The 22,868-nt window shown below is 74.3% G+C and carries 16 protein-coding genes and 1 tRNA gene; 9 read left to right on the top strand and 8 right to left on the bottom strand.

Annotated elements, in window-relative coordinates:
• Nucleotides 1–6: 6 nt before the first annotated feature.
• Complete coding sequence (gene mdlC, locus ACIPW5_RS03500; RefSeq protein ID WP_401239705.1) at nt 7–1,617, bottom strand: benzoylformate decarboxylase; 1,611 nt, start codon at nt 1,615–1,617, stop codon at nt 7–9.
• Between the two features lie 211 nt (nt 1,618–1,828).
• Between mdlC and ACIPW5_RS03495 the strand changes: the two genes are divergently transcribed.
• On the top strand, nt 1,829–2,926 hold the full coding sequence (locus tag ACIPW5_RS03495; RefSeq protein WP_401240099.1) for a methyltransferase domain-containing protein: 1,098 nt from the start codon (nt 1,829–1,831) through the stop codon (nt 2,924–2,926).
• 140 nt (nt 2,927–3,066) lie between these two features.
• Here ACIPW5_RS03495 and ACIPW5_RS03490 read toward each other — a convergent pair whose 3' ends face one another.
• Nucleotides 3,067–5,421 carry a hypothetical protein gene (locus ACIPW5_RS03490; RefSeq protein ID WP_401239702.1) on the bottom strand — a complete coding sequence of 785 codons (2,355 nt, stop codon included), beginning with the start codon at nt 5,419–5,421 and terminating at the stop codon, nt 3,067–3,069.
• Nucleotides 5,421–5,495 (bottom strand) — tRNA-Pro (locus tag ACIPW5_RS03485). The genes ACIPW5_RS03490 and ACIPW5_RS03485 overlap by 1 nt, the downstream gene beginning before the upstream one ends.
• Before the next feature lie 231 nt (nt 5,496–5,726).
• On the opposite strand from ACIPW5_RS03485, the gene ACIPW5_RS03480 reads away from it, so the two are divergent.
• The 7 genes from ACIPW5_RS03480 (at nt 5,727) to ACIPW5_RS03450 (ending at nt 15,147) form a co-directional block, all read left to right on the top strand.
• Nucleotides 5,727–7,061 carry an ABC transporter substrate-binding protein gene (locus tag ACIPW5_RS03480; RefSeq protein WP_401239699.1) on the top strand — a complete coding sequence of 445 codons (1,335 nt, stop codon included), beginning with the start codon at nt 5,727–5,729 and terminating at the stop codon, nt 7,059–7,061.
• Between the two features lie 155 nt (nt 7,062–7,216).
• Nucleotides 7,217–8,038 carry a carbohydrate ABC transporter permease gene (locus tag ACIPW5_RS03475; RefSeq protein WP_401240097.1) on the top strand — a complete coding sequence of 274 codons (822 nt, stop codon included), beginning with the start codon at nt 7,217–7,219 and terminating at the stop codon, nt 8,036–8,038.
• Nucleotides 8,035–8,877 (top strand): carbohydrate ABC transporter permease, encoded by an 843-nt coding sequence (locus ACIPW5_RS03470; RefSeq protein WP_401239696.1) that lies wholly within the window; start codon nt 8,035–8,037, stop codon nt 8,875–8,877. The genes ACIPW5_RS03475 and ACIPW5_RS03470 overlap by 4 nt, the downstream gene beginning before the upstream one ends.
• 81 nt (nt 8,878–8,958) lie before the next feature.
• Nucleotides 8,959–11,982, top strand: a complete 3,024-nt coding sequence (locus tag ACIPW5_RS03465) for an alpha-mannosidase (protein WP_401239693.1) — start codon at nt 8,959–8,961, stop codon at nt 11,980–11,982.
• 135 nt (nt 11,983–12,117) lie between these two features.
• Nucleotides 12,118–12,483, top strand: a complete 366-nt coding sequence (locus ACIPW5_RS03460) for a hypothetical protein (RefSeq protein WP_401239690.1) — start codon at nt 12,118–12,120, stop codon at nt 12,481–12,483.
• Between the two features lie 172 nt (nt 12,484–12,655).
• Nucleotides 12,656–14,680, top strand: coding sequence for an FAD-dependent oxidoreductase (locus tag ACIPW5_RS03455; RefSeq protein ID WP_401239688.1), 2,025 nt, complete (start codon nt 12,656–12,658; stop codon nt 14,678–14,680).
• Between the two features lie 53 nt (nt 14,681–14,733).
• Nucleotides 14,734–15,147: a PaaI family thioesterase gene (locus ACIPW5_RS03450; RefSeq protein ID WP_401239686.1), complete on the top strand. Its 414-nt coding sequence runs from the start codon at nt 14,734–14,736 to the stop codon at nt 15,145–15,147.
• Between the two features lie 10 nt (nt 15,148–15,157).
• On the opposite strand, the gene ACIPW5_RS03445 is transcribed toward ACIPW5_RS03450, so the two are convergent.
• From ACIPW5_RS03445 to ACIPW5_RS03425, 5 genes are all read right to left on the bottom strand, one after another.
• Nucleotides 15,158–16,720: an alpha/beta hydrolase gene (locus tag ACIPW5_RS03445; protein ID WP_401240094.1), complete on the bottom strand. Its 1,563-nt coding sequence runs from the start codon at nt 16,718–16,720 to the stop codon at nt 15,158–15,160.
• Between the two features lie 187 nt (nt 16,721–16,907).
• Nucleotides 16,908–17,354, bottom strand: a complete 447-nt coding sequence (locus ACIPW5_RS03440) for a hypothetical protein (RefSeq protein ID WP_401239683.1) — start codon at nt 17,352–17,354, stop codon at nt 16,908–16,910.
• A 111-nt stretch (nt 17,355–17,465) separates the two neighbouring features.
• Complete coding sequence (locus ACIPW5_RS03435) at nt 17,466–18,509, bottom strand: SCO0930 family lipoprotein (protein ID WP_401240091.1); 1,044 nt, start codon at nt 18,507–18,509, stop codon at nt 17,466–17,468.
• Nucleotides 18,510–18,662: 153 nt separating this feature from the next.
• On the bottom strand, nt 18,663–20,114 hold the full coding sequence (locus ACIPW5_RS03430) for an NADH-ubiquinone oxidoreductase-F iron-sulfur binding region domain-containing protein (RefSeq protein WP_401239680.1): 1,452 nt from the start codon (nt 20,112–20,114) through the stop codon (nt 18,663–18,665).
• Nucleotides 20,111–21,100, bottom strand: coding sequence for a hypothetical protein (locus ACIPW5_RS03425; RefSeq protein WP_401239677.1), 990 nt, complete (start codon nt 21,098–21,100; stop codon nt 20,111–20,113). Before ACIPW5_RS03425 ends, ACIPW5_RS03430 begins: the two co-directional genes overlap by 4 nt.
• Before the next feature lie 454 nt (nt 21,101–21,554).
• Between ACIPW5_RS03425 and ACIPW5_RS03420 the strand changes: the two genes are divergently transcribed.
• Nucleotides 21,555–22,826: a PucR family transcriptional regulator gene (locus ACIPW5_RS03420; RefSeq protein WP_401239675.1), complete on the top strand. Its 1,272-nt coding sequence runs from the start codon at nt 21,555–21,557 to the stop codon at nt 22,824–22,826.
• Nucleotides 22,827–22,868 lie beyond the last annotated feature (42 nt).

Here is a 22,868-nt window from a genome sequence, read left to right as displayed (position 1 = left end):
GGAGCGCTACAGGGTGGGGAGCTCGGTGGTGACCGGTACGTCGATCAGCACCGGGCCGTCCTGCTGGAGAGCCGACTCCCGCACGAGCTTGACCAGTTCGCCGAAGCCGGTCGCCTGGTGGGCGCGGACCCCGTAGCCGGTGGCGACGGCCGCGATGTCCAGGCCGGGGATGTCGAGCCCGGGGGCGCCCTGGGCGCGCTCCACCTCGGCGAACCACTGGAGGATCGCGTAGCGCTGGTTGCTCAGGACGACGAAGGTGACCGGGACCTTGTACGCGGCCGCGGTCCACAGCGCCTGCACGGCGTAGTGGGTGGAGCCGTCGCCGATGACGCAGACCACGGGCCGGCCGGGGGCGCCGAGCTGGGCGCCCACGGCCGCGGCGAGGCCGAAGCCGAGACCGCCGCCCGCGGTGAAGAGGAAGGAGCCGGGGGTGTCGATCCGGGTGGCGTCGTGGAACTGGCCCAGGTTGGACGGGGACTCGTTGACCCAGAGGGTGTCGGCGGGGGCTCCCTGGGCGATGGCCGTCATCGCGGCGAGCGGGGTGAGCACCCCGTCCACCTCGGCCGTGGACTCGGCCCGCGCGATCCGCGCGGCCGGGGCGGCGGCCTCCCGCACGGGCAGCTCCGCGAGCAGCGCCCGTACCGTCAGGGCGAGGTCGGCGACGACCGCGTCCCCGACGGGGGCGCGGGCCGCCTCGTCCGCGTCCCGGGTCAGGTGCACCAGCTCGGTGCCCTCGGGCAGGTAGGCGCCGGGGACGTAGGGGTAGTAGCAGAACACCGGGGCGCCGATGACGAGGACCAGGTCGTGGCCCTCCAGGCAGCGGGACAGCGGTGCGATGGCCGGGGGCAGCATCCCGCGGTACTGCGGGTGGGACTTGGGGAAGGCGACCCGGCCCTCGGTGGGCGCCGACCAGACGGGCAGGCCGGTGCGCTCGGCCAGTTCCACGACGGCGTCCCAGGCCCCGGAGGCGTCGACGTCGTTCCCGGCGACGAGGACGGCGCTGCGGGCCCCGGCCAGCCGGGCGGCGAGCCCGCGGACCACCTCGGCGGCGGGGGCGGCGGCGTGCGTCACGGTGCGGGCCGCGGTCCGCAGGGCGGCCCGGTCCTCGTCCTCGCCGAGGACCACGTCGAAGTCGTCCATCGGCAGCGAGACGAACACCGGTCCCTGCGGCGGGGTTTCGGCGACCTGCACGGCCCGGGCCAGGGCCGGGGCGACGTCCGCCGCGCGCGGGGGCTCGTACGCCCACTTCACGGCGGGCTGCGGCAGCAGGGTGGACTGCGGGTTGGCGAGCAGGGCCTCCATGGTGAGCATGGCGCGGACCTGCTGGCCGGCGGTGACCACCATGGGGGTGCGGTTGGCGCGGGCGTTGAGGATGGCGCCCATCGCGTTGCCCGTGCCCGGTCCGGTGTGCAGGTTGACGAGGCCGGTGGTGCCTGAGGCGAGGGCGAAGCCGTCGGCCATGCCGACGACCACGGCCTCCTGGAGCCCCAGTACGTAGCGGAAGTCCTCGGGGAACTGCTTGAGCATGGGCAGTTCGGTGGAACCGGGGTTGCCGAAGACCGTGGTCATCCCGCGGGCTCGCAGGACGTCGAGGGCCGACTCGCGGACCGTGCGCATGGGGGTTCCTTCGCGGAGCGGGCGGAAGCGGTGGGTGATCAATCCATCACATTGCGTTGATCAAGGCAAAATCCATGATCCTTTCGGGTCGGACGCCGAGGAAGCCCTGGCGGCCGCCCGCAGCGCGTGTTATGCCCGGGCTCCGGATCCGGCCGTTGACCCTCACGCGGCGTCAGGCCGCATGCTGGCCGGCGTGGAAGATCACTGGAACGTGGGACGCGTGGCCGGGCTGGCCGGAGTGAGCGTCCGCACGCTGCACCACTACGACGCGATCGGTCTCGTCCGCCCCTCGGCCCGCAACGCGGCCGGGTACCGGGCCTATGCGGCGGACGACGTGGAGCGGCTGCGGGAGGTGCTGGGCTACCGGCGCCTGGGCTTCGGGCTGCGGGAGGTCGCCGAACTGGTCGGCGACCCGTCCGCCGACGCGGTCGCGCACCTGCGCCGGCTGCGCGGCCTGCTGCTGGAGCGGCGCGACCGGGCCGGCGCCATGGTGGCGGCCATCGACAGGGAACTGGAAGCACGGGCGAAGGGACTGGAAGTGACACCGGAGAGGCAGTTCGAGGTGCTGGGCGCACGGCTGTACGACGAGATCGGCGACGCCTACACGGCGACGCGGCGCACCGATCCGCGGTTCGCCGCGCAGATCCGGGAGGCGCTCGGGGACGCGCGGACGGTGCTGAACGTCGGTGCGGGCACCGGCTCCTACGAGCCAGCCGACCGCCACGTGATAGCGGTGGAGCCGTCGGCGGTCATGCGGGGGCGGCGGCCCGCCGGCGCGGCGCCGTGCGTGGCCGCCGCCGCGGAGGAACTGCCGTTCGACGACGGTTCGTTCGATGTCGCGATGGCCGTCTCGACCGTTCACCACTGGGGCGACCCGATGGCGGGGCTGCGCGAGATGCGGCGGGTGGCCCGCCGCGTGGTCGTGCTCACCTTCGACACCGACGAGCCCGGGTGGCGGGACCGGTTCTGGCTCACCCGCGACTACCTGCCCGAATTTAGCTCCGTCCTCGCGGGGTTCCCCCCGCTCGCCGGGATGGCCGACGCGATCGGCGCCCGCGTCGAGCCGGTGCCCGTCCCGTGGGACTGCGCCGACGGGCTGTTCGAGGCGTACTGGCGGCGGCCGGAGGCGTACCTGGAGGAGCGCGTGCGCCGTGCGGTGTCGGTGTGGACGAGGGTCGGACCGGAGGCCGAACGGCGGGCGGTGCGCCACCTCGCCGACGACCTCGACTCCGGCCGCTGGGCCGACCGCAACGGCCGGCTCGCCACCCTCGACACGGCGGACCTCGGCCTCCGCCTGCTCGTGGCCTGACGCGACGGCGCCAGGCCCCGGCCGCCCGGATCCGCACCGGCGCCCCCCGACTCCCACCGGCGCCGGCCGCTCCCTCCCGGGCCCGGGCCCGGGAGGGAGAGGGCCCCGCCCGGCCGGGGTGGTGCCCCCGTAACGCCCGGCTAGGGCAGGCGCATCCAGTGGCCGTCCGTGGTCCAGCCCAGCAGGCGGCGGGCGCGGCCGGATTCGGCCGTGCCGTCCGCGTCGAAGGCGCCGCCCGCGGCCACCAGGCGCAGACCGGCCAGCGCCGGGGCCAGCCGGGCCCGTACGTGCGCCGGGCGCAGCGCCGACTCCGCCTCGATCCAGGCCAGTACGGCCGCCTGCCCGTCCGGCCCGCACAGCGACAGGTGGAACAGCATCTGCCGCCACGCGTACGCCGCGTCCTTGATGGTGGACAGCGGGCGCGGGTTCCCCTCCACCCGCGCCACCAGCCGGCACACGGTCTCGAAGCACTCCCGCGCGGGCCGCTCCCAGCCGCCCGGCACGGTGACCCCGCCCCGCCCGACCAGGGTGGCCAGGTTGTGCGTGGTCAGGATCTGGGCCTGCTCGATCACCTTGCCGTTCGCCGCCGTCGACCAGGCCCGCCCGCCGCCCGCCCGCTCGGCGCACAGCGCGGCGAACCCGGGCGCGGTGCGCGCCGGACGGCCGCTCCGCGCCGCTTCGGCAGCCTGGGACACCGCCATCCGGCGCAGGACCGCGTAGTCGATGCCGTAGTACCGGGCGTACAGGCTCTCCTCCAGCAGCTCCCCGGCGACCCGGGCGGCCACGAGGAACTTCGGGCCGAAGGTGCCCATGAAGATGTCGGCGGCGAGCTCCTCCGTGAACGGCGCGCCCAGTTCCGCCTGCCGGGCCAGCTGCCCCAGCTCGCGCACCAGCGGATTGGGCAGCAGCGTGCCCGGGAAGGCGCGCACCGCCAGCCCGCCGAGGCGGCGCAGCGCCTCCGCGGCCGGCCCGGTGTCCGCACCGTCGGCGTGCCGGTGGCCGGAGACCGCCCGCAGCCAGGGGAGTTCCTCGATCCGCACCTGCGACTGCAGGTCGAGCAGGAGCAGCGAGCGGCGGCTCCGGAAGGCGCGGTACGTCGCCGCCATCAGGTTCCGCAGCGGCCCGTCCGCGTACTGCTCGGCGGTGACCGACGCGACGAGCTGCGGCACCAGTTCCGCCAGCACCTCCGCCGACGGCACCACCCCGCGCTCCACCAGCACCTCCAGCGGGGCGCTCAGCGCCGCCCGGACGGGGGCGCCGACCGCCGCCGGCACCTCGGCACCGGCGGGCAGCCCGGTCTCCCGGGCCTCCGCGGCGCTCACCGGAGCCACCGGGGCGTCCGTGTCCGGGGTGCCCGCGCGCTGGTCGAGCGCGGAGATGCGGCGCAGCACCAGGCCGGCCAGCGCGTGGTGCGAGGGCAGCGCGGCCTGACGGGCCTGGTCCGCCCGGAGCCGGGTGTGGCCGGGCGAGCCGGGCGCGCCGCGCTTGGCCAGCATCGACTCGACGGCGACCCGCAGCAGCCCGGCCAGGCGGGGCACGGGCACGCGGCCCGCGACCTCCTCCTCCAGGGCGCGCCGCAGGATCGCGGCGTTCGACCTCGGGTCCAGGTGCTTCGTGCAGAGGGTGTGCGCGGCGGCCAGCGTCCGGTAGCGGGCCAGCAGCGCGGCGCCCTCGGCGTGCCACCGCGGGCCGGGCACCCGCCCGTGGGCCAGCAGCCGGTGCGCGAGCAGCTCGTCCTCGAAGGGGCGCCAGACGGCGAGCGCCTCGCGCTGGGTCTCCACGGCGGTGTTGGGTCCGCGCCGGGCGAGCGCGGCCGAGGCCTCGCCGACGGTGCGGCGGTGCACGGCGTCCACTCCGGGCGCGGGGCGGTCGGCCGGGCGCGGGGAGAAGCGCAGCCGGCCGGCGAACGGCCGCAGCACGGTGACGAGTTCCGCGGCGGAGTCGAAGTCCCCGGCGCGCACCAGCCACGCCACGGTCGCGAGCGCCGCCTCCTCGGGCACGTGCACCTCGTAGCGGCCGCTGTCGAGCAGGGACCACAGGTGCGCCAGGCCGTCCTCGGTGAGGAAGTGCGCGAAGAGCTCCGCACGGTCCGCCCGTACGCCGGCCCGCCGGGCGGCCTCCTCCTCGTACGGCAGCAGCGGTCCCCCGGCCGAGGCGCCTCCGGTGGCGAAGCCGCCGGTGACCACCTCGGGGGTGACCCAGGCGGGCAGCGCGGCGACGGGGGTGCGGGAGCCGATCCGCAGGGAGCCGTCCGCGATGCCGGACAGCACGCTCTGCCACTTCCGGGCGCGGGACAGGGCCCGCTCGCGGGTCGCGGCGTCGCCGTGGTCCCGCGCGGTCGCGAGCGCCCGGGCGAGCCGGCCCGCCGCGTACGACGGGGACACGGATACGGCCACCGGCGCGGCGGCGGGGACGGGTGTCGGAGCGGGTCCTGCGGCGGGCGCGGGGCCGGGCCGGGACGGGTTCGGAGGCTGCTGGTCAGCGTGTGCGTTCATGGCCGACGTGGCAGGTTCCGCCCCTGCGCCCTCCGGGTCCCGAGCCCGGCGCTCTGCTGCTGAGCTACACGTCGTGATGGGACGTCAACCTAGGCGGCGGCCCGCCGGCCGCGCAAAGGATTTTGCGCGCGGGTGCGCCGGATCCGGCGGGTGCCGCGCCGGGGCCGGCGGCCGCCCCGGCGCCCCGGGAGATAAACCGCTTCAGGCCATCGGGGAGCGGGCCTCGTTGACGCCCCCGGGCCGTGCGGCCAGCGTGAGCACCGCCCTCCGGCAGCGGAGCCGGAACCTCCCCGAAGGCGGCGACGATGACCCGTTCCCCCCTGACCCGCACGGCACTCGCCGCGCTGGCGGCCGCAGGCCTGCTGACCGCGTCCGGATGCGGCCTCGGCGGAGGCGGCGCCGGCGGCGAGGAGGCCCGCAGAACCGGCGAGGTGTCCGGCGAGATCACCTTCCGCACCCTCCAGCTCAAACCGAAGTTCACCGCCTACGTCCAGGGCGTCATCGACTCCTTCGAGGCGGAGCACCCCAAGGTGCGGGTGAAGTGGGAGGACGTCCCCGGCGACGGCTACAACGAGAAGCTCGTCGCCGACGCCCAGGCCGGGGCCCTGCCCGACGTGGTCAACCTCTCCACCGACTCCTTCCAGCTCCTCGGCGACCGCGGCATGCTCGCCGACGTGGCCCGGCTCGACCCGGGGGTGGCCCGGGACTACGTACCGGGCGCCTGGGAGCAGTTCAAACTGCCCGGCAAGGGCGACGGGGTGTACGCCTACCCCTGGTACGTCACCCCCGAGATCCTCACCTACAACAAGGACCTCTTCGCCAAGGCCGGCCTGGACCCGGACCGGCCGCCCACCACCGTCGAGCAGTTCTTCGACGCCGCGGAGCAGATCGCCGCCCGCTCCGGCGGCCGGTACGCCGCCTTCATGGCCGACCCCAAGGGCCGGCTGCCCGGCGACTGGCAGAAGACGGGCGTCCCCCTCCTCAACGCGGCGCGGGACCGCTTCACCTTCGACACGGACCGGGCCGTCGCCTGGGTCGAGCGGATGAAGGACCTCTACGCCAAGGGCGCCATGCCCAAGGAGTCCCTGCTGAAGGCCGACGACATCAACCAGCTCTACGGCGCCGGCAAGCTCGTCTTCGGCCCCGGTTCCCCGGGCTTCGTCCGCGACATCAAGCAGAACGCCCCGCAGGTCTACGAGCGCACCGGGGTCGCGGGCGCCGTCACCGGCACCCTCGGCCACATAGGGATCTACGCCCAGGCCCTCGGCATCCGCAAGGACACCGCGCACCCGGACGCGGCAGCCGAGTTCGCGAAATGGGTCACCAACGGCCCCAACCAGGTGGAGTTCTCGAAGAACGCCACCATCTACCCCTCCAACGCCAAGGGCCTGGCCGACCCGCGCTTCGCCGACCGCGGCGACGGCAAGGACGCCGAGACCCTGGCCCGGGCCATCGGCGCGGAGCAGCTGAAGACGGCGGACCTCGACGCCAACACCCCCGTCCAGTGGACCAACCAGGTCGGCGACGCGGTGGTCAGGGAGGTGCAGCGGGCGATCCAGGGCGAGCAGGACGCCCGGACGGCGGTGCGCAGGGCCCAGGAGGAGGCCAACCGGCTGCTGGCCGCCGGGACGCGCAGGTGACCGCACCCGCTGCGGACGCCGCGCACCCCGCCGCGGACGCCGGCCGGCCGGACCGGACGCGGCCGCGGCGCGCGCGACGGGCCGTGGAGGCCGAGCCGGGCCTCGTCCACCGCACGTGGTGGACCCCGTACCTCTTCCTCGCCCCGGGCCTCGTCATGGTGGCCCTGTTCAGCGTCTGGCCGTTCCTCAACACCGTCGTCCTGTCCTTCACCGATGCCCGGATCCTCCAGGGCGGCCGGTTCGTCGGCCTCGCCAACTACACCCGGGCGCTCTCCGACCCCGACTTCTGGACCGCCACCGGCAACAGCGTGCTCTACCTGGCGGTCGTCGTCCCCTGCCTGGTCCTGCTGCCGCTGGCCCTGGCCGTCCTCGTGCAGACGAAGGTCCCCGGCATCGGCCTCTTCCGCTCGGCCTTCTACACCCCGGTGATCGCCTCGGCCGTCGTCGTCGGCCTGATCTGGCAGTGGGTGCTGCGCAGCGACGGCCTGGTCAACACCGTCTTCGAGGCGCTCGGCGTCGTCTCGGAGCCGGTCCCCTTCCTCACCGACAGCACCCTGCTGCTGTTCTCCGCCATGCTCGTGACCGTGTGGAAGGGACTCGGCTACTACATGGTCTTCTACCTGGCCGCCCTCGGGAACGTCCCCGCCTCCCTGTACGAGGCGGCCGCCCTCGACGGGGCCGGCCCCGTCCGCCGCTTCTTCAGCATCACCGTCCCCCAGGTCAAGCCGATGATGCTGCTCGTCGGCACCCTCTCCGCCATCTCCGCGCTGCGCGTGTTCACCGAGATCTACATCCTCGGCGGCGAGAGCGGCGGACCCGGCGGCGGGGCACGCACCCTGCCCTTCCTCATCCGGCAGGTCGGCCTCGGCTTCGCCGGGGAGACCGGCTACGCCTGCGCCGTCTCCCTGCTGCTGTTCCTGCTGACCCTGGCCTTCAGCCTGCTGGGCCACCGCCTGTCGAAGGGGGACGGGAGTTGAGCGCCGCCGGGACCGGCGGCGGGCGCCGCCGCGGCGGCCTGGCGGCCCGCTACGCCGTCCTCGTGCTCACGCTCGTGCTGATGCTCGGGCCGATCGTCTGGCAGTTCCTGACCTCGGTCCGCGGCCGCACCGAGAACGTGTACGACGGGCTGCTGCCCTCGCACCCCACCCTGGACAACTACCTGCGCGTCGCCGAGTCCTTCCCGCTCGCCCGGTACGTCGGCAACACCCTGGTGGTGGCGGTGCTCGCGGTCGCGTCCAACGCGCTGTTCGCGTCGATGGGCGGCTACGCCCTCTCCCGGGCCGGCTGGAAGGGCCGCCGGGCCGTCTTCACCGTCCTCGTGGCGACGCTGATGTTCCCGTTCGAGTCCGTGATGATCTCGATGTTCCTCACGGTCCGCGGGATGGGCCTGGTCGACACCCTCGTCGGGGTGTGGCTGCCCGGCGCGGTGTCCGTCCTCAACGTCATGGTCATGCGGGCGGCGTTCCTCGCCGTCCCCCGGGAAATCGAGGAGGCCGCCGTCCTGGACGGTGCGGGGGAGTGGACCCGGTTCACCCGGGTGTTCCTGCCGGGTGCGCGGGGCGCCCTGGCCGTCGTCTGCATCACCAGCTTCATGGGCGCCTGGGACGACTTCCTGTGGCCCCTGCTGGTCCTCACCGACAGCGACCACTACACGCTCCAGCTCGGCCTGAAGACCCTGGCCGGAGCGACCACCACCAGCGACCAGCGGATCGTCGCGGCGGGCGCGATGACCGCACTCGTCCCGATGGTGCTGCTCTTCCTGCTCCTCCAGCGTTTCTTCTTCAAGGGAGTGGGCGAGGGGGCCGTCAAGACCTGACCGCCCCACCCCTTCGCCCCCGTCCGCCCCCGTCCGCCTGCCGTCCGTCCACGTCCCCGAACGACCTCCTGGAGCCGCCTCGTGCACGACGACCGCAGCATCACCGAACAACGCCTCCGCCGGGTCCTCAAGGAGCGCATCCGGCCCGCCGTCCACTCCCGCGCCGTCCCCCTCGCCGTCGAGCGCTGGGAGGCCCCCGGCGAGCCGGTGCCCGTCGCCGAGGCGCTGGCCGCCCCGTACGCGTCCTGCGCGCCCGGCGACGCCTGGGGGCCCGCCTGGGGCACCACCTGGTTCAGGGTCACCGGCGAGGTGCCCGCCGACTGGGCGGGCCGAACCGTCGAGGCCGTCCTCGACCTCGGCTTCGACCGGATGATGCCGGGCTTCCAGTGCGAGGGGCTGGTGCACCGGGCCGACGGCGGCGAGGTCAAGGCCCTCAACCCGTACAACGACTGGGTGCGGGTGGCCGACGCCGCGACGGGCGGCGAGCTGGTCGAGTGGTACGTCGAGGCCGCCTCCAACCCCGTCCTGGTCGAGCACGCCCCCACCGCCGAGGGCGACCGGCTGACCAGCGCGGACCGGCCGCTCTACCGGCTGGCCCGGATGGACCTCACCGTCTTCGAGGCCGAGGTCTGGGAACTCGTGCAGGACCTCGACGTCCTCGCCGAACTGATGGCCCAGCTCGGCGGGGACGACGCACGCCGCTACGAGATCCTGCGCGCCGTCGACTCCGCCCTCGACGAGGTCGACCTCGCCGACGTCGCCGGGACGGCCGCCGCGGCCCGCGCCCGCCTCGCCGGGGTGCTGGCCGCCCCGGCGAACGCCTCCGCGCACCGGATCAGCGCGGTCGGCCACTCCCACATCGACTCGGCCTGGCTGTGGCCGCTGCGCGAGACCGTCCGCAAGGTGGCGCGCACCACCTCCAACATGCTCGCCCTGATGGACGAGCACCCCGAATTCGTCTTCGCCATGTCGCAGGCCCAGCAGCTCGACTGGGTCAAGACCCACCGGCCCGAACTCTTCGAGCGGGTCAAGAAGAAGATCGCCGACGGGCAGTTCGTCCCCGTCGGGGGCATGTGGGTGGAGTCCGACACGAACATGGTCGGCGGCGAGGCCATGGCCCGCCAGTTCCTCTACGGCAAGAAGTTCTTCCTCGACGAGTTCGGCATCGAGACCCGCAACGTCTGGCTCCCGGACTCCTTCGGCTACACCGCGGCGATGCCGCAGCTCGTGCGGCTGTCCGGCGCGCAGTGGTTCCTCACCCAGAAGATCTGCTGGTCCCAGGTGAACGCCTTCCCGCACCACACCTTCTGGTGGGAGGGCATCGACGGCACCCGCGTCTTCACGCACTTCCCGCCCGTCGACACCTACAACAGCGACCTCGGTGCGGCCCAGCTGGCCCACGCCGCCCGCAACTACCGCGAGAAGGGCCGGGGTTCGCGCTCCCTGGTGCCCTTCGGCTGGGGCGACGGCGGGGGCGGCCCCACCCGCGAGATGCTGGCCCGGGCCCGGCGCCAGCGCGACCTCGAAGGCTCCCCGCGGGTGGAGATCGAACGGCCCGACGCCTTCTTCGAGAAGGCCCGCGCCGAGTACGAGGACGCACCCGTCTGGGCCGGCGAGCTCTACCTGGAACTCCACCGGGGCACCTACACCTCGCAGGCCCGGACCAAGCAGGGCAACCGGCGCAGCGAGTCGCTGCTGCGCGAGGCCGAGCTGTGGGCGGCGACCGCCGCCGTCCGCGTACCGGGCTTCGGGTACCCGTACGAGGACCTGGAGCGCATCTGGAAGACCGTCCTGCTGCACCAGTTCCACGACATCCTGCCCGGCTCCTCCATCGCCTGGGTGCACCGCGAGGCCCGCGCCACCTACGAGCGGGTCCGCGGGGAACTGGCCGCGATCACCCTCGCGGCGCAGACCGCCCTCGCGGGCGCGGGCGAGGAGGAACTGGTCTTCAACTGCGCCCCGCACGAGCGGCGCGGCGTCCCGGCCGGCGGCGCGCGCCCGGCCCGCCCCGCCGAACAGCCGGTCACGGTGGAGGAGCGCCACGGCGGCGGGCACGTCCTGGCCAACGGACGGCTGCTGGTGGAGATCGACGGGCGGGGCCTGCTCGTCTCCGCGTACGACCTGGAGGAGGGCCGTGAGGCGCTCGCCCCCGGCAGTGCCGCGAACCTGCTCCAGATCCACCCCGACTTCCCGAACATGTGGGACGCCTGGGACGTCGACGCCTTCTACCGCAACCGGGTCACCGACCTCACCGCCCTCGACTCCCTGGAGGTCACCGGGCGGGACCCGGAGGCCTGCACCGTCACGGTCACCCGCTCCTTCGGCTCCTCCGCGGTCACCCAGGCCGTCACCCTGCGGGCCGGGGCCAAGACCGTGGACATCACCACGGAGGTGGACTGGCACGAGACGGAGAAGTTCCTCAAGGCCGCCTTCCCGCTGGACGTCAAGGCCGAACGGACCGCCTCCGAGACGCAGTTCGGGCACGTCCACCGAGCCACCCACACCAACACCTCCTGGGAGGCAGCCAAGTTCGAGATCTGCGCCCACCGCTGGATCCACGCGGAGGAGCCCGGCTGGGGGGTGGCGCTGCTCAACGACTCCACGTACGGGCACGACGTCACCCGGCACGTCCGGGCGGACGGCGGCCAGACCACCACCGTACGGCTCTCCCTGCTGCGCGCCCCCCGCTACCCGGACCCGGAGACCGACCAGGGCCGGCACACCCTGCGCTACTCCCTCGCGCCCGGCGCCGGCATCGGGGACGCGGTGCGCGAGGGACACGCGTTCAACCTGCCCGAGCGGATCCTGCGGGGCGCGGGGCCGGTGGAGCCGCTGCTGGCCGTCGACCGGGACGCGGTGGTGGTGGAGGCGGTGAAGCTCGCGGAGGACCGCTCCGGCGACGTGGTCGTCCGGCTCTACGAGTCCCGGGGCGGCCGGGCGCGGGCCGTCCTGCGGCCCGGGTTCGCGGTCGCGGAGGCGGTCGAGAGCGACCTCCTGGAGCGGCCGCTGCCGGGTGCGGCGGTCGGCGCCCCCGCCCCGGACGGCACCGTCCCCCTGACCCTGCGGCCGTTCCAGATCGTCACGGTCCGCCTCCGGCGGGCGTGAGGGCCGCGGAGCCGGGCCGGCCGGGGCCCGGCTCCGCCCCGTTCATCCGGTCGGCCGAGCAGCGCAGGCCGCCGGGGCCCGGCCGGGCGAGGCTGTGGGGAGGACCGCCACCACCGCACAGACGAGGACCGCCCCATGTCCCACAGCCGACGGATCAGCACCATCGTGGGGGTCGCGGCGCTGCTGCTGACCGCCTCCGCCTGCTCCGGCCTGGGCCGGAGCACCGTGGGCATGCTCACGTTCCGCGGGCACGACTCACCGGTCGAGCTGAGCTACTCCAACACCCCGGTCAAGGGCTGCCACAAGATCGGCATCCCGAAGGGGGCCACCCACGTGGAGAACAACACCCTCGTGGACATCGTCCTGTACCGGACGGAGAACTGCGGCCAGGCAGAGGCAGCGCGGGGGGAGGGCGGCGACGGCATCTACGTGGCCACGACGCTCTCGAACGTGACCGCCCCGCGCAGCCTGCCCTGGCGCAGCTTCAGGGTCATCCACTGACGGGCCCCGGCGCGGGACGCGGCGTGAACTGCGCCACACCCGCGGCGGTGCGCGCCCCCGGGCCCGGGATTCCCGGGGCCGGGGGCGCGCACCGGGTTATGCACTTAGTTGCAAAACCCGGCCCTCCTCGCTAGAACAGGTGCATCACCCCCGCGCGAGGAGGCGCCCCCTCATGAGTTCCCAGAGCCGGTACCCGCACCTGCTGAGCCCCCTGGACCTCGGCTTCACCACCCTGCCGAACCGCGTGATCATGGGGTCGATGCACACCGGCCTCGAAGAGCACGCGCACGGCTTCGAGCGCCTGGCCGCCTTCTACGCCGAGCGCGCCCGCGGCGGCGCCGGCCTGATCGTCACCGGCGGCATCTCGCCCAACGACGCCGGACGCCCCTTCGAGGGCGGCTCCCGCCTCACCACCGAGGAAGAGGCCGCCGAGCACCGGGTGATCACCGAAGCGGTGCACGCCGAGGGCGGGAAGATCGCGATGCAGATCCTCCACTTCGGCCGCTACGCCTACCACAAGGACCTCGTCGCCCCCAGCGCGATCCAGGCCCCCATCAGCCCCTTCGTGCCGAACGAGCTCACGGACGACGAGGTCGAGCAGACCATCGAGGACTTCGTCCGCGCCGCCCGCCTCGCCCGGCTCGCCGGCTACGACGGCGTCGAGATCATGGGCTCCGAGGGCTACCTGGTCAACGAGTTCATCGCCGCCGCCACCAACCGGCGCACCGACCGCTGGGGCGGCGCGTACGAGAACCGCGTGCGCTTCCCGCTGGAGATCGTCCGACGCACCCGCGCGGCCGTCGGCGACGACTTCATCCTGATCTACCGGCTCTCGATGCTGGACCTGATCCCCGGCGGCTCCACCCTGGACGAGGTCGTGGACCTCGCCAAGGAGATCGAGGCGGCCGGCGCGACCATCATCAACACCGGCATCGGCTGGCACGAGGCCCGCATCCCCACCATCGCCACCTCGGTCCCGCGCGGCGCCTACACCTGGGTCACCAAGCGGCTGATGGGCGCGGTCGGCGTGCCCCTCGTCACCAGCAACCGCATCAACACCCCCGAGAAGGCCGAGGAGATCCTCGCCGACGGCCGTGCCGACCTGGTCTCCCTCGCCCGTCCCTTCCTCGCCGACGCCGATTTCGTCGCCAAGGCCGCCGCCGGGCGCTCCGAGACCATCAACACCTGCATCGGCTGCAACCAGGCCTGCCTCGACCACACCTTCAGCGGCAAGATCACCAGCTGCCTGGTCAACCCGCGCGCCTGCCACGAGACCGAGCTCGTGCTCTCGCCCACCCGCACGAAGAAGCGCGTCGCCGTCGTCGGCGCCGGTCCGGCCGGCCTCGCCTGCGCGGTCACCGCCGCCGAACGCGGCCACGCCGTCACCCTGTTCGAGGCCTCCGGCCACATCGGCGGGCAGCTCGACGTGGCCCGCCGCATCCCGGGCAAGGAGGAGTTCGAGGAGACCATCCGCTACTTCGGCACCCAGCTCGCCGCCCGCGACATCGACGTCCGCCTCGGCACCCGCGCCGACGTGGACACCCTGCGCGGCTACGACCAGGTCGTCGTCGCCACCGGCGTCACCCCCCGCACCCCCGCCATCGAGGGCGTGGACCGGGACAACGTCGTCAGCTACCTCGACGTCCTGCGCGACGGCGCCCCCGTCGGGCAGCGGGTGGCCGTCGTCGGCGCCGGCGGCATCGGCTTCGACGTCGCCGAGTACCTCACCGACAGCGGCGAGGGCGCCGCCCAGGACCCCGAGGTCTACTTCCGGCACTGGGGCGTCGACACCGCGTACGCGGGCCCGGGCGGCCTCACCGCCCCCGAGCGGCCCGCCGCCCCCCGGCAGGTCACCCTGCTCCAGCGCAAGACCACCAAGGTCGGCGCCGGCCTCGGCACCACCACCGGCTGGATCCACCGCGCCGAGCTCAAGCACCGCGGGGTCGTCTCGGTCGCCGGTGCCACGTACGAGCGGATCGACGACGAGGGCCTGCACATCACCGTGGGCGGCGAACCGCACCTGGTGCCCGCCGACACGGTCGTCCTGTGCACCGGCCAGGAGCCGCGCCGCGACCTGTACGAGGCGCTGCGCGCCGAGGGCGTCGAGGCCCACCTGATCGGCGGCGCCGACGTCGCCGCCGAACTCGACGCCAAGCGCGCCATCCGCCAGGGCACCGAAGTGGCGGCCTCCCTCTAGGGGGTCCGGTCCGCGGCTTGTGGCGGCCCGCTCCGGGCCGCCACAATCACCGGGTGACGTTGACACCGGCAGACGCGGACAAGATCCTCACCGACAACTTCGCCCCCTGGGTGCTGGCCCTCGGCCTCACCGTCGAGGAGACCGGCGAGCGGCACGCCGTCCTGCGGCTGCCCTGGTCGGACTCCCTGGCCCGCGACGGCGGAGGCCTGTCCGGCCAGGCCCTGATGGCCGCCGCCGACACCGCCACCGTCATCGCCGTGTCCGCCGCGCGGGGCGCGTACGGCCCGATGACCACCGTCCAGCAGTCGACGAGCTTCCAGCGGCCGGTGACCGGCACCGACGTGCTGATCGACGTGCGCATCACCAAGCTGGGCAAGCGGATGGCCTTCGCCGACGTCACCATGACCCCCGACGGGGCCGCGGAACCGGCGGCGAAGGCCTCCACGGTCTACGCCCTGCTCGGCTGAGCCCGCGGGATCAGAACCGCAGCGGACCGGCCGGGAACGGCAGCGGCTTCGGCGCCGGCAGCACGTCCTGCCGCTGCGCCGGGGCCGGGGACGCCGTGCAGGTCACGTCCCGGGCGGGCAGCCGGCCCGTGGCCAGGTAGGAGTCGACCGGGGCGTTGGCGCAGGAGTTCGGGTCGGCCAGGTACACGCCGTGGCCCTCCCCGCCCGCCGCGAGCACCATCCGGGAGCCCTTCAGCGTCCGGTGCATCCCCAGCCCGCTCTTGAGCGGGGTCTGCGAGTCCCACTCGTTCTGCACGGTCAGCACCTCCGCCCGGGTCTTCATCGGAGTGGCCGCCTCGACGGGCCGCTGCCAGAAGGCACACGGCTTGATGTTGGACGCGAAGTCCCCGTACAGCGGGTACCGGGCCTTGTCCCGTGCCGCGTCCCGCGCGTACTGGCCGGGATCGCGCGGCCAGGCGGCGGTGTCCCCGCACACCACGGACCAGAACACCGCCGTGCCGTTGTCGTCCGCCGGCGCCGCGGAGCGCAGCAGCTTCTTCAGGTCGGGCACGGCCGCGCCGGCGGGCTGCGGCGCCCCCTCGGCGGCCGCCTTGACCGCGGCGATCAGGGGGGCCGCCTGCTGCGGGGAGAAGAACAGGGGGCGGGCGGTGCGGATGACGTCACCGGTCAGCTTCATGCCCTGGAACTCGATCGGCTCCCGGTCGGCCCGGGCCACCAGCCCCCAGAACGTCGCCGACACCGCCTGCGGCGTCGCGCCGAGCCGGTACTCGCCGTCCCGCTCCGCCGTCCAGCGCGTCCACCGGGCGAAGGCCGGCTCGGCCTCGGTGGCCCACACCTGGATCATCCCGCGCCAGATCGACTGCGGGTCGACACCGCTGTCCAGCACGAAGCGGTCGGTCCGGGACGGGAACATCTGCGTGTAGACCGCGCCGAGGTAGGTCCCGTACGAGTAGCCCACGTAGGAGATCTTCCGCTCGCCCAGGGCCGCGCGGATCGCGTCCATGTCGCGGGCCGTGTTGCGCGTGGTGATGTGCGGGAGCACCGCACCGGCCTTCTCCCGGCACTTGTCCGCGACGGTGCGCGCCCAGGCGACGTCGGAGGGGAAGGTCTCGGGCCGGTACGGGCGTTCGAAGTTCTGCTCCGCCTCGTTCAGGCCGCAGCTGATCGGGCTGCTGGCCCCGACGCCGCGCGGGTCGAAGCCGATCAGGTCGTACTGCTCCCGGACCTCCTTCGGCATGGCCGCGTCCATCATCAGCGGCAGGTCGAGCCCCGAGCCGCCCGGGCCGCCGGGGTTCAGGAGCATGATCCCGTGCCGTTTGGCCGGGGCCTGGCTCTTGATCCGGGATATGGCGAGGTCGATGGCCGCGCCGCGGGGCCGCTGGTAGTCGAGCGGCACCTTGAGGGTCGCGCACTCGTACGCGGCCGGCTGGTCCGGGCTGCACCGGTGCCAGGAGGGCTGCTGCGGGCGGTAGTCACCGGGAGCGGGGGCGGCCGCCGCCTGGGTGGCGGACAGCAGGGGGACGGAGGTCGCGAGGAGGCCGGCGGAGGCGAGCAGGGGCGCGAGGCGTTTCATGCGCACGAAGAGCCGTTCCTTTCGGAGAGGGGCGATTCCGTGCCCACCTTGGAGTACGCGGGCGGTGGTGCGAATCATCCCGAAGGGGGGCTCCCGTGCTGCTCCGTGCAACTCGCGAATGAGGGATCTTCCGGACAACTGGCCGACTCGCCGCGCCTGTTGGGGCCTCCCGAGCGCGGCTGCGGGGTCAGTGGCCGGTGTGCTCGGTGCCGGTTTCCACGGTGCCGCCCATGCGTTCGCGCAGCGCGGTCAGGGCTTCGGCGGACGGGGCGGTGACCACCCAGCGGTCGCCCACCAGGTAGACCCCGCCGTACGTCCGGGTCTCCGCCAGCCAGGACCGCAGGCCCTCTTCGGCGGTGAAGGTGGTCAGGCGGTAGGCGCCCTGCCCGGTCGAACAGGCCCCCTGGCGCAGTTCGTCGGCCTCGGTGACGGACTCGGCGGTGCAGCCCAGGGCGGAGGCGAGCTCCTCCACCGTGGTGGCCTTCCCGGCGGGCGCGGCGCCCGCGTGCGCCGCGTGGGCGGTCGCGTCGCCGTGCGCGGGCGGATCCGCGGCGCAGGCCCCGGCCGGCAGTGCTCCGCACAGGACGGCCAGGGCCGTGAGGAGGCGGCGGCTGCGGCGGTGGAAGGGGGACATGGCGACCTCACGGGGAGCGGGCGGAGCGAGGAGAGGGAGGGGAAGGGGTGTGGTGCCCGGCGGGGAGGGGAGGGGGGCCGGGCACCACGGTTCAGGGGTGTGCCGGCCGGCTCAGCCGGCCGCCTTCGCCTTCTTGCCCTTGTCGGTGACGGCCCACCAGAGGTTCTGCTTGCCCTGCCCGTTGACGTCGCCGGGAGCCTTGTCGCCGGTGAACGTGTAGACCGGCCAGCAGTCGATGGTCAGCTGCTCCGTGCCGTCGGGCCTCTTCACCGAGCCGATCAGTTTGGGATCGATTCCCGACACCTGCGTCTTGTCGACGAGCGGGGCGGGCTTCCAGGTGTCCGTGCAGGAATCCACACAGCCGATTTTCATCGGCCAGGCGCTGTCCTTGTCGAATCGGTAGAGGGTCCATCCCTCGGCATTCTGGACGATGTTTCCGAGTTTCGCGTCCTGCCGTACCGAAAGCGCGACCTTCGGCGCTTCCTTCGTCCCTTCCTTCGCCGCTCCCCCCTGTTCCATTCCGTGTCCCTGCATTCCCGTGCCCGTTTCCGTTCCCGCCCCCTTTCCGGGGCCGGCCGGCTTCCCGTCGGGGCCCAGGACGTGCCAGGTGCCGCCGACGCCCTCGCCGAGGGCGTCGCCCGCCTTGGTGTCCTTGGCGTAGCGGTACACCGGCCAGCCCCCGACCGTCAGCTGCCTGCTGCCGTCGGCCCGGGTCACCGAGCCGAGCAGGGCCGCGTCGATGCCCGCACCCGCCTGGGCGTCGTCCGCCGGCACCACCGGCCAGGCCTTGGCGCAGTCCCCCTCGCAGTTGGACTTGGGGGGCTTCGCGGCGTCCTTGTCGAAGCGGTAGAGCGTGAACCCGTCGCCGTCGGCGACCCCGGAGCCCACGTTCGCCATCTCCCGGACCTGGAGCATCCCGGCCGGCCCGCTCTTCCCGGCGCCACCCGCCGGCGCGGCGCCGGAGCCCTCGCCGTAACCCGAACCGGAGCCCGCGCCATATCCCGAACCCCCGTCCGACCCGTAGGCGCCGAGCTGTTTCCCGGAGCCCGCCGGCTGGACCGCGGCGGCCTTCGACGAGGGTTTGTCGGAGAGACCGCAACCGGCCGTCAGCAGCAGTACCGCGACCGCCGACCCGGCGATTATCTCCCGGCGCATTGTCTTCACGATCTCTCCTTGGGATTCGGTGCCGTCGTTCTTTTTCCTGCGTTCATTGATACGGGGCGAACGGCGGCCGGAGCGGATGTCCACGGGAATTTGTCAGATCGCGCCAAGGATGAACTCGGGGGCGTCCCGCACTCGTGCGCCCGCTCATTCCTGGATGCGCAGCGCCAGGGCCGGGCACCGCCGCACCGCCCGCAGCGCCTTGGGCCGCAGGTGGCCCGGCACCGGCATGGACGCCTCCGCGGGGAAGCCGTCCGCGTCGAGGCGCACGACGTCGGGCAGGACGTCCACGCACAGCCCGTGCCCCTTGCACAGGGTCCAGTCCACCACCAGCCGCTCCGGCGGGCTCTCGTCCTGCGGCAGTGGCAGCGCCCCCACGATCCGCCGCCCGCAGCCGCTGCCGAGGGCGTGGTCGCGGAACTCGTCGGGGAACGCCGCGAGCGCCGAGGCCACGAAGTGGGAGGTGCCGTCGGGATGGCTGCACGCCCCCCGGCCACGGACGGCCCGCAGCCTTGCCTCCACCGCGTCGAGGGCGCCGCGGCCCCCGCCCCGCACGGCGTCCTCCAGTACGTCGGCCAGCGCGGGCAGGCCCCGCACGCAGGGCCCGCACTGCCCGGCCGACTCCTTCGCCATCCAGCGCGTCACCCGCGCGACCTCGCCGGCCGGGCAGGTGTCCTCGGGTAGCGGCAGCACCGCCCCCGCCCCCAGCACCGCGCCGAAGGCCGACAGCGACCCCCGGGACACGTCCGCCGAGCGGGCCGCCCCGGGATCCAGCCAGCGCCCGTGGTAGCCGCCGACCAGGACGCCCTGGCCGGTGCGGGTGCCGCACAGGTCGAGGATGTAGGCCAGCGAGGTCCCCGTCGGGGTTTCGACCACCGTCTGCCCGGCGACGGTCAGCAGGACGGTCCCCGGCTCGGACGGCAGCCCCGCCGAGCGGTAGTCGGTGGCGCCCATCCGGGCGGCGACGGCGAGCTGCGCGTAGGTCTCGGTGTTCGACAGCAGCGTCGGCACCCCGCCCAGCCCCCGTTCACTGGTCCGCACCCGCCGCCCGGACGGCAGCGCCGCACCCCCGTTCAGCCCGCCCACCATGGCGGTCCCCTCCCCGGTCACGAAGCGCTCGGGCAGCCGTGACACGCGCACCCGGCGGCCGCCCGGGCCCCGTTCCGCGACGGCGTCCCGTACCGAGCGCTCCACGTCCGGCCGGGTGACGGCCACCACCACCTCCTCCGCCCCGACGGCCGCGGCGGCCAGCAGGGCGCCGTCGAGCACCAGATGCGGGGCGTGCAGCAGCAGTGCCTTGTCCTTGAGGCAACTCGGTTCCCCCTCGCTGCCGTTGACCACGACGGCCGTCGGCCCCTCGCGCTCCCGGGCGGACGCGATGACGGCCCGCAGCTTCCGGGCGAAGGGGAAGCCGGCCCCGCCGCGGCCCCGCAGGTCGATGTCGGCGGCCAGACCGACGAGTTCGTCCGAGGCGTAGCGCGGCAGCGGGCCGTGCGCCGCCACGTGGGCCTCGCGGTCGAGCCGCGGGTCCCGGTCGAGCCCGGCGAGCAGCCGGGGCGTGCCCACGCAGCCGAGGCCGGGGCGCGAGGCTCCGCTCACGACCACCGCTCCCCGTCGCCCCGCTGTCCGGGCCGCCGGTCGGCACCCGGGGCCGCCGCGGCGGCCGCGTAGGGGGCGCGCCCGTTGCGGGGCGGCCCGGCCGCGGGACCGGAGGGCGCGCTGCCGCGGGGCCGCACCAGCAGGTCCGCGAGCGGCACGTCCTGGATGAAGAACGGCCGCACGCGCGGGGGTTGGGACGGAGCCTGGGCGGCCCCGGTGTTCTGCGGGACGGACGGCTGCCAGGCGGCGCCGAGCCCGCGGGCCCGGAGCCGGAAGGCGAGCAGGGCGATGACCCCGGCCAGGCACAGGCCGTAGGCCGCCGTCACCCAGGTGTCGGCGGCGCGGCCGGCCTTCAGCCCGTGCAGCAGCGACGCGCCCCACGCCGGGTACGCCCCGATGTGCAGGGCGCGCCACCACAGCGAACGGCTCTTGGTGGCGAACACACTACGCAGGGCTCCGGAGGCCGCCACGGCGACGAAGAGATATCCGGCCAGGGTGCCCAGGCCGATGACGACGGGTCGGTCCGAGTCCGCGAACGGCACCGCGGCGGCGGCCGCGTCCGCCTGCTTCTCGGCCACCTTGACCCAGATGTGCAGGCCGAGGAAGCCCAGCCCCGCCACGGCGAGGCCCCGGTGGACGCCCTGGGCCAGCAGCCGGTGGCCCGACCCGAGCAGCACCCGGTCGGTGGCCACCAGCCCCCACAGGACGGTGGAGGTCAGGCAGACGAGCGAGAGCACGCCCGCGCCGAAGTCGAGGAACTCCCACAGGCGGGTCAGGGCGCCCGCGCGGGCCGCCACGAGGAGCGAGACGAGGGCCGCGCCCGCGGCGCACAGTGCACTGGGGCGCAGCCTTCCGGCGGCGGGCAGCAGTGAGGGCCGCCGGACGGCCCGCCGCCCGGCGGCCGGGGCCGCGGCGGCCTCCGCCGCGTGGCGACTCCTGCGTCGTGCCCTGTGGGAGCGGGGTATGTGCGGCTGGGGCAGGGGCATGCGGTTCTCCTGAGCACCCGGGCTCCGAGCGGTCCACCTCGCGCTCGGCACCCGGGGGTTGGGGGACGGTGACGGCCGGCAGCGCCTGGAATTCCCGCGCCGGCCGCGGGGCTCGGGGGCCGGAGTGCAGCAGCATCGTGGAGCTACGCAGCATCTCCACAGGATTTATCGAAACGTGATAATTTCTCGCACCGCGTCTACAGCGCATCGAACAACCCCGGAAGATTCCCCTCCAGTGGAGGTTGCGACAGGCCACCGCCTCGTCGGCCATCCATGCGTCCCCGGCGGCAAAAACAAGGCAAATCCGTGGGACCGAAAGTGGCCGGAACCCTCCAGAAGGGGACGCGGTGGCTGCAACTCTCTTGGCAGACAGGGCTGTTGGCGAGACGGACAACCCTGGCGGGCCTGTCACCCCTGTACCGGACAGGCCTCACCCGGCAAGAACGAGGAAACGATGTGCGAACTTCTGAACCGCATCTGGTCCCGCCCGCGCGGAGAGTGGACCCGTGTCCTGCGCAGGGAACTCCCCGCGCTGGCCGCGGAGATAGTGGAGGAGCTTCTGCATGGAATTCCGGAATTTTCCGCCCTTGTCGATGACAACGATGCCATCGACGACGATCTGCTCAGGCTGAGGGTGGAAGAGGCCCTCCTCTCCGCCCTCGGCTACCACGACGACGGCGACCGCGAACCGCAGTGCGCGGACCCGGCCGAAACCCCCACGCCGGACCCCGCCGAGGACCCGTCCGGCGTCCCCGGCACCCCCGCCCGCCGCACCGGGCCCGCCCAGGACGAGGACCGTCACGACGGCCGCGTCGAGGAACCGCGGGGCGCCGTGCGGGAGTACGTACGCGAACCCGCGCGCGAACACGAACGGACCGACGGCGGCCACGGCCCCGGCCACCCGCTCCGGCAGGTGCCCGCCGCCCCGCCGGACCGGGCCCGGCAGGAGCTCTTCAGGGCCCTCACCGACGACCGGACCGGCTGCGAGGGCTCCCTCGCCGAACTCGCCGAAGCCGCCCACTGGCCCCTCCCGCACGCGGTGCGGGCCGTCGCCCTGGCCACCCCCGGCGAGACGCAGCAGCTGGCGGCCGTCCTCGACGACGCCCTCGCCGGCATGTTCGCCGGCCGGCCCTGCCTGCTCCTGCCCAGCCCCGACCCCGACGCCCGCGCCGCCCTCGAACTCCCGCTGCGCGGCAGGTTCGCGGCCGTCGGCCACGCCGTCGCCCCGCGCGACACGGCCTCCTCGCTGCGCTGGGCGATGCGCCTGCTGACCCTGACCCCCCACCGCGGCGGCCTGGACACCCGGGCCGTCTTCGTCGACGACCACCTCTCGACCCTCCTGCTGCTCCAGGACGAACCCCTCGCCCACGCCCTGGCCGCCCGTTGGCTCAAGCCCCTCGCCGACCTCACCCCCCGTCAGAGCGAGCGGCTGGAGGTCACGCTGCTCGCCTGGCTGGAGGGCGGCGGGGCCCCGGAGGCGGCCAAGGCCCTGAGCGTCCACCCGCAGACGGTGCGCTACCGGATGCGGCAGCTGGAGAAGCTCTTCGGACCGGGCCTGCGCGACCCCCGGACCCGCTTCGAACTGGAGATGGCCCTGCGCAGCCGCCGTCTGATGGCCCAGGTGCGCCGCCAGAACTCGCGCACCGGCCGCCGCGGCGGACGGGTGGTCACCGCCGACTTCACCCCCGTCGTCGTCGGACGGATGGCCCGCGTCAACGGGCTGTGAGCCGCGCTCCCCGCGCGGCCGGCACACGAAGGGCGGTGGCCC

The organism is Streptomyces sp. NPDC090077 (genome assembly GCF_044747545.1).
Lineage (GTDB): Bacteria > Actinomycetota > Actinomycetes > Streptomycetales > Streptomycetaceae > Streptomyces.
Note: the sequence above shows the minus strand (reverse complement) of the source record. Positions and strands in the feature narration are given on the sequence as shown.

Excerpts from the sequence above, each read along its gene's own strand:
- mdlC (WP_401239705.1), bottom strand. The coding sequence starts at position 1,617 with ATGCGCACGGTCCGCGAGTCGGCCCTCGACGTCCTGCGAGCCCGCGGG.
- ACIPW5_RS03490 (WP_401239702.1), bottom strand. The coding sequence starts at position 5,421 with ATGAACGCACACGCTGACCAGCAGCCTCCGAACCCGTCCCGGCCCGGC.
- ACIPW5_RS03480 (WP_401239699.1), top strand. The coding sequence starts at position 5,727 with ATGACCCGTTCCCCCCTGACCCGCACGGCACTCGCCGCGCTGGCGGCC.
- ACIPW5_RS03475 (WP_401240097.1), top strand. The coding sequence starts at position 7,217 with ATGGTGGCCCTGTTCAGCGTCTGGCCGTTCCTCAACACCGTCGTCCTG.
- ACIPW5_RS03460 (WP_401239690.1), top strand. The coding sequence starts at position 12,118 with ATGTCCCACAGCCGACGGATCAGCACCATCGTGGGGGTCGCGGCGCTG.
- ACIPW5_RS03455 (WP_401239688.1), top strand. The coding sequence starts at position 12,656 with ATGAGTTCCCAGAGCCGGTACCCGCACCTGCTGAGCCCCCTGGACCTC.
- ACIPW5_RS03445 (WP_401240094.1), bottom strand. The coding sequence starts at position 16,720 with ATGAAACGCCTCGCGCCCCTGCTCGCCTCCGCCGGCCTCCTCGCGACC.
- ACIPW5_RS03440 (WP_401239683.1), bottom strand. The coding sequence starts at position 17,354 with ATGTCCCCCTTCCACCGCCGCAGCCGCCGCCTCCTCACGGCCCTGGCC.
- ACIPW5_RS03435 (WP_401240091.1), bottom strand. The coding sequence starts at position 18,509 with ATGCGCCGGGAGATAATCGCCGGGTCGGCGGTCGCGGTACTGCTGCTG.
- ACIPW5_RS03425 (WP_401239677.1), bottom strand. The coding sequence starts at position 21,100 with ATGCCCCTGCCCCAGCCGCACATACCCCGCTCCCACAGGGCACGACGC.
- ACIPW5_RS03420 (WP_401239675.1), top strand. The coding sequence starts at position 21,555 with ATGTGCGAACTTCTGAACCGCATCTGGTCCCGCCCGCGCGGAGAGTGG.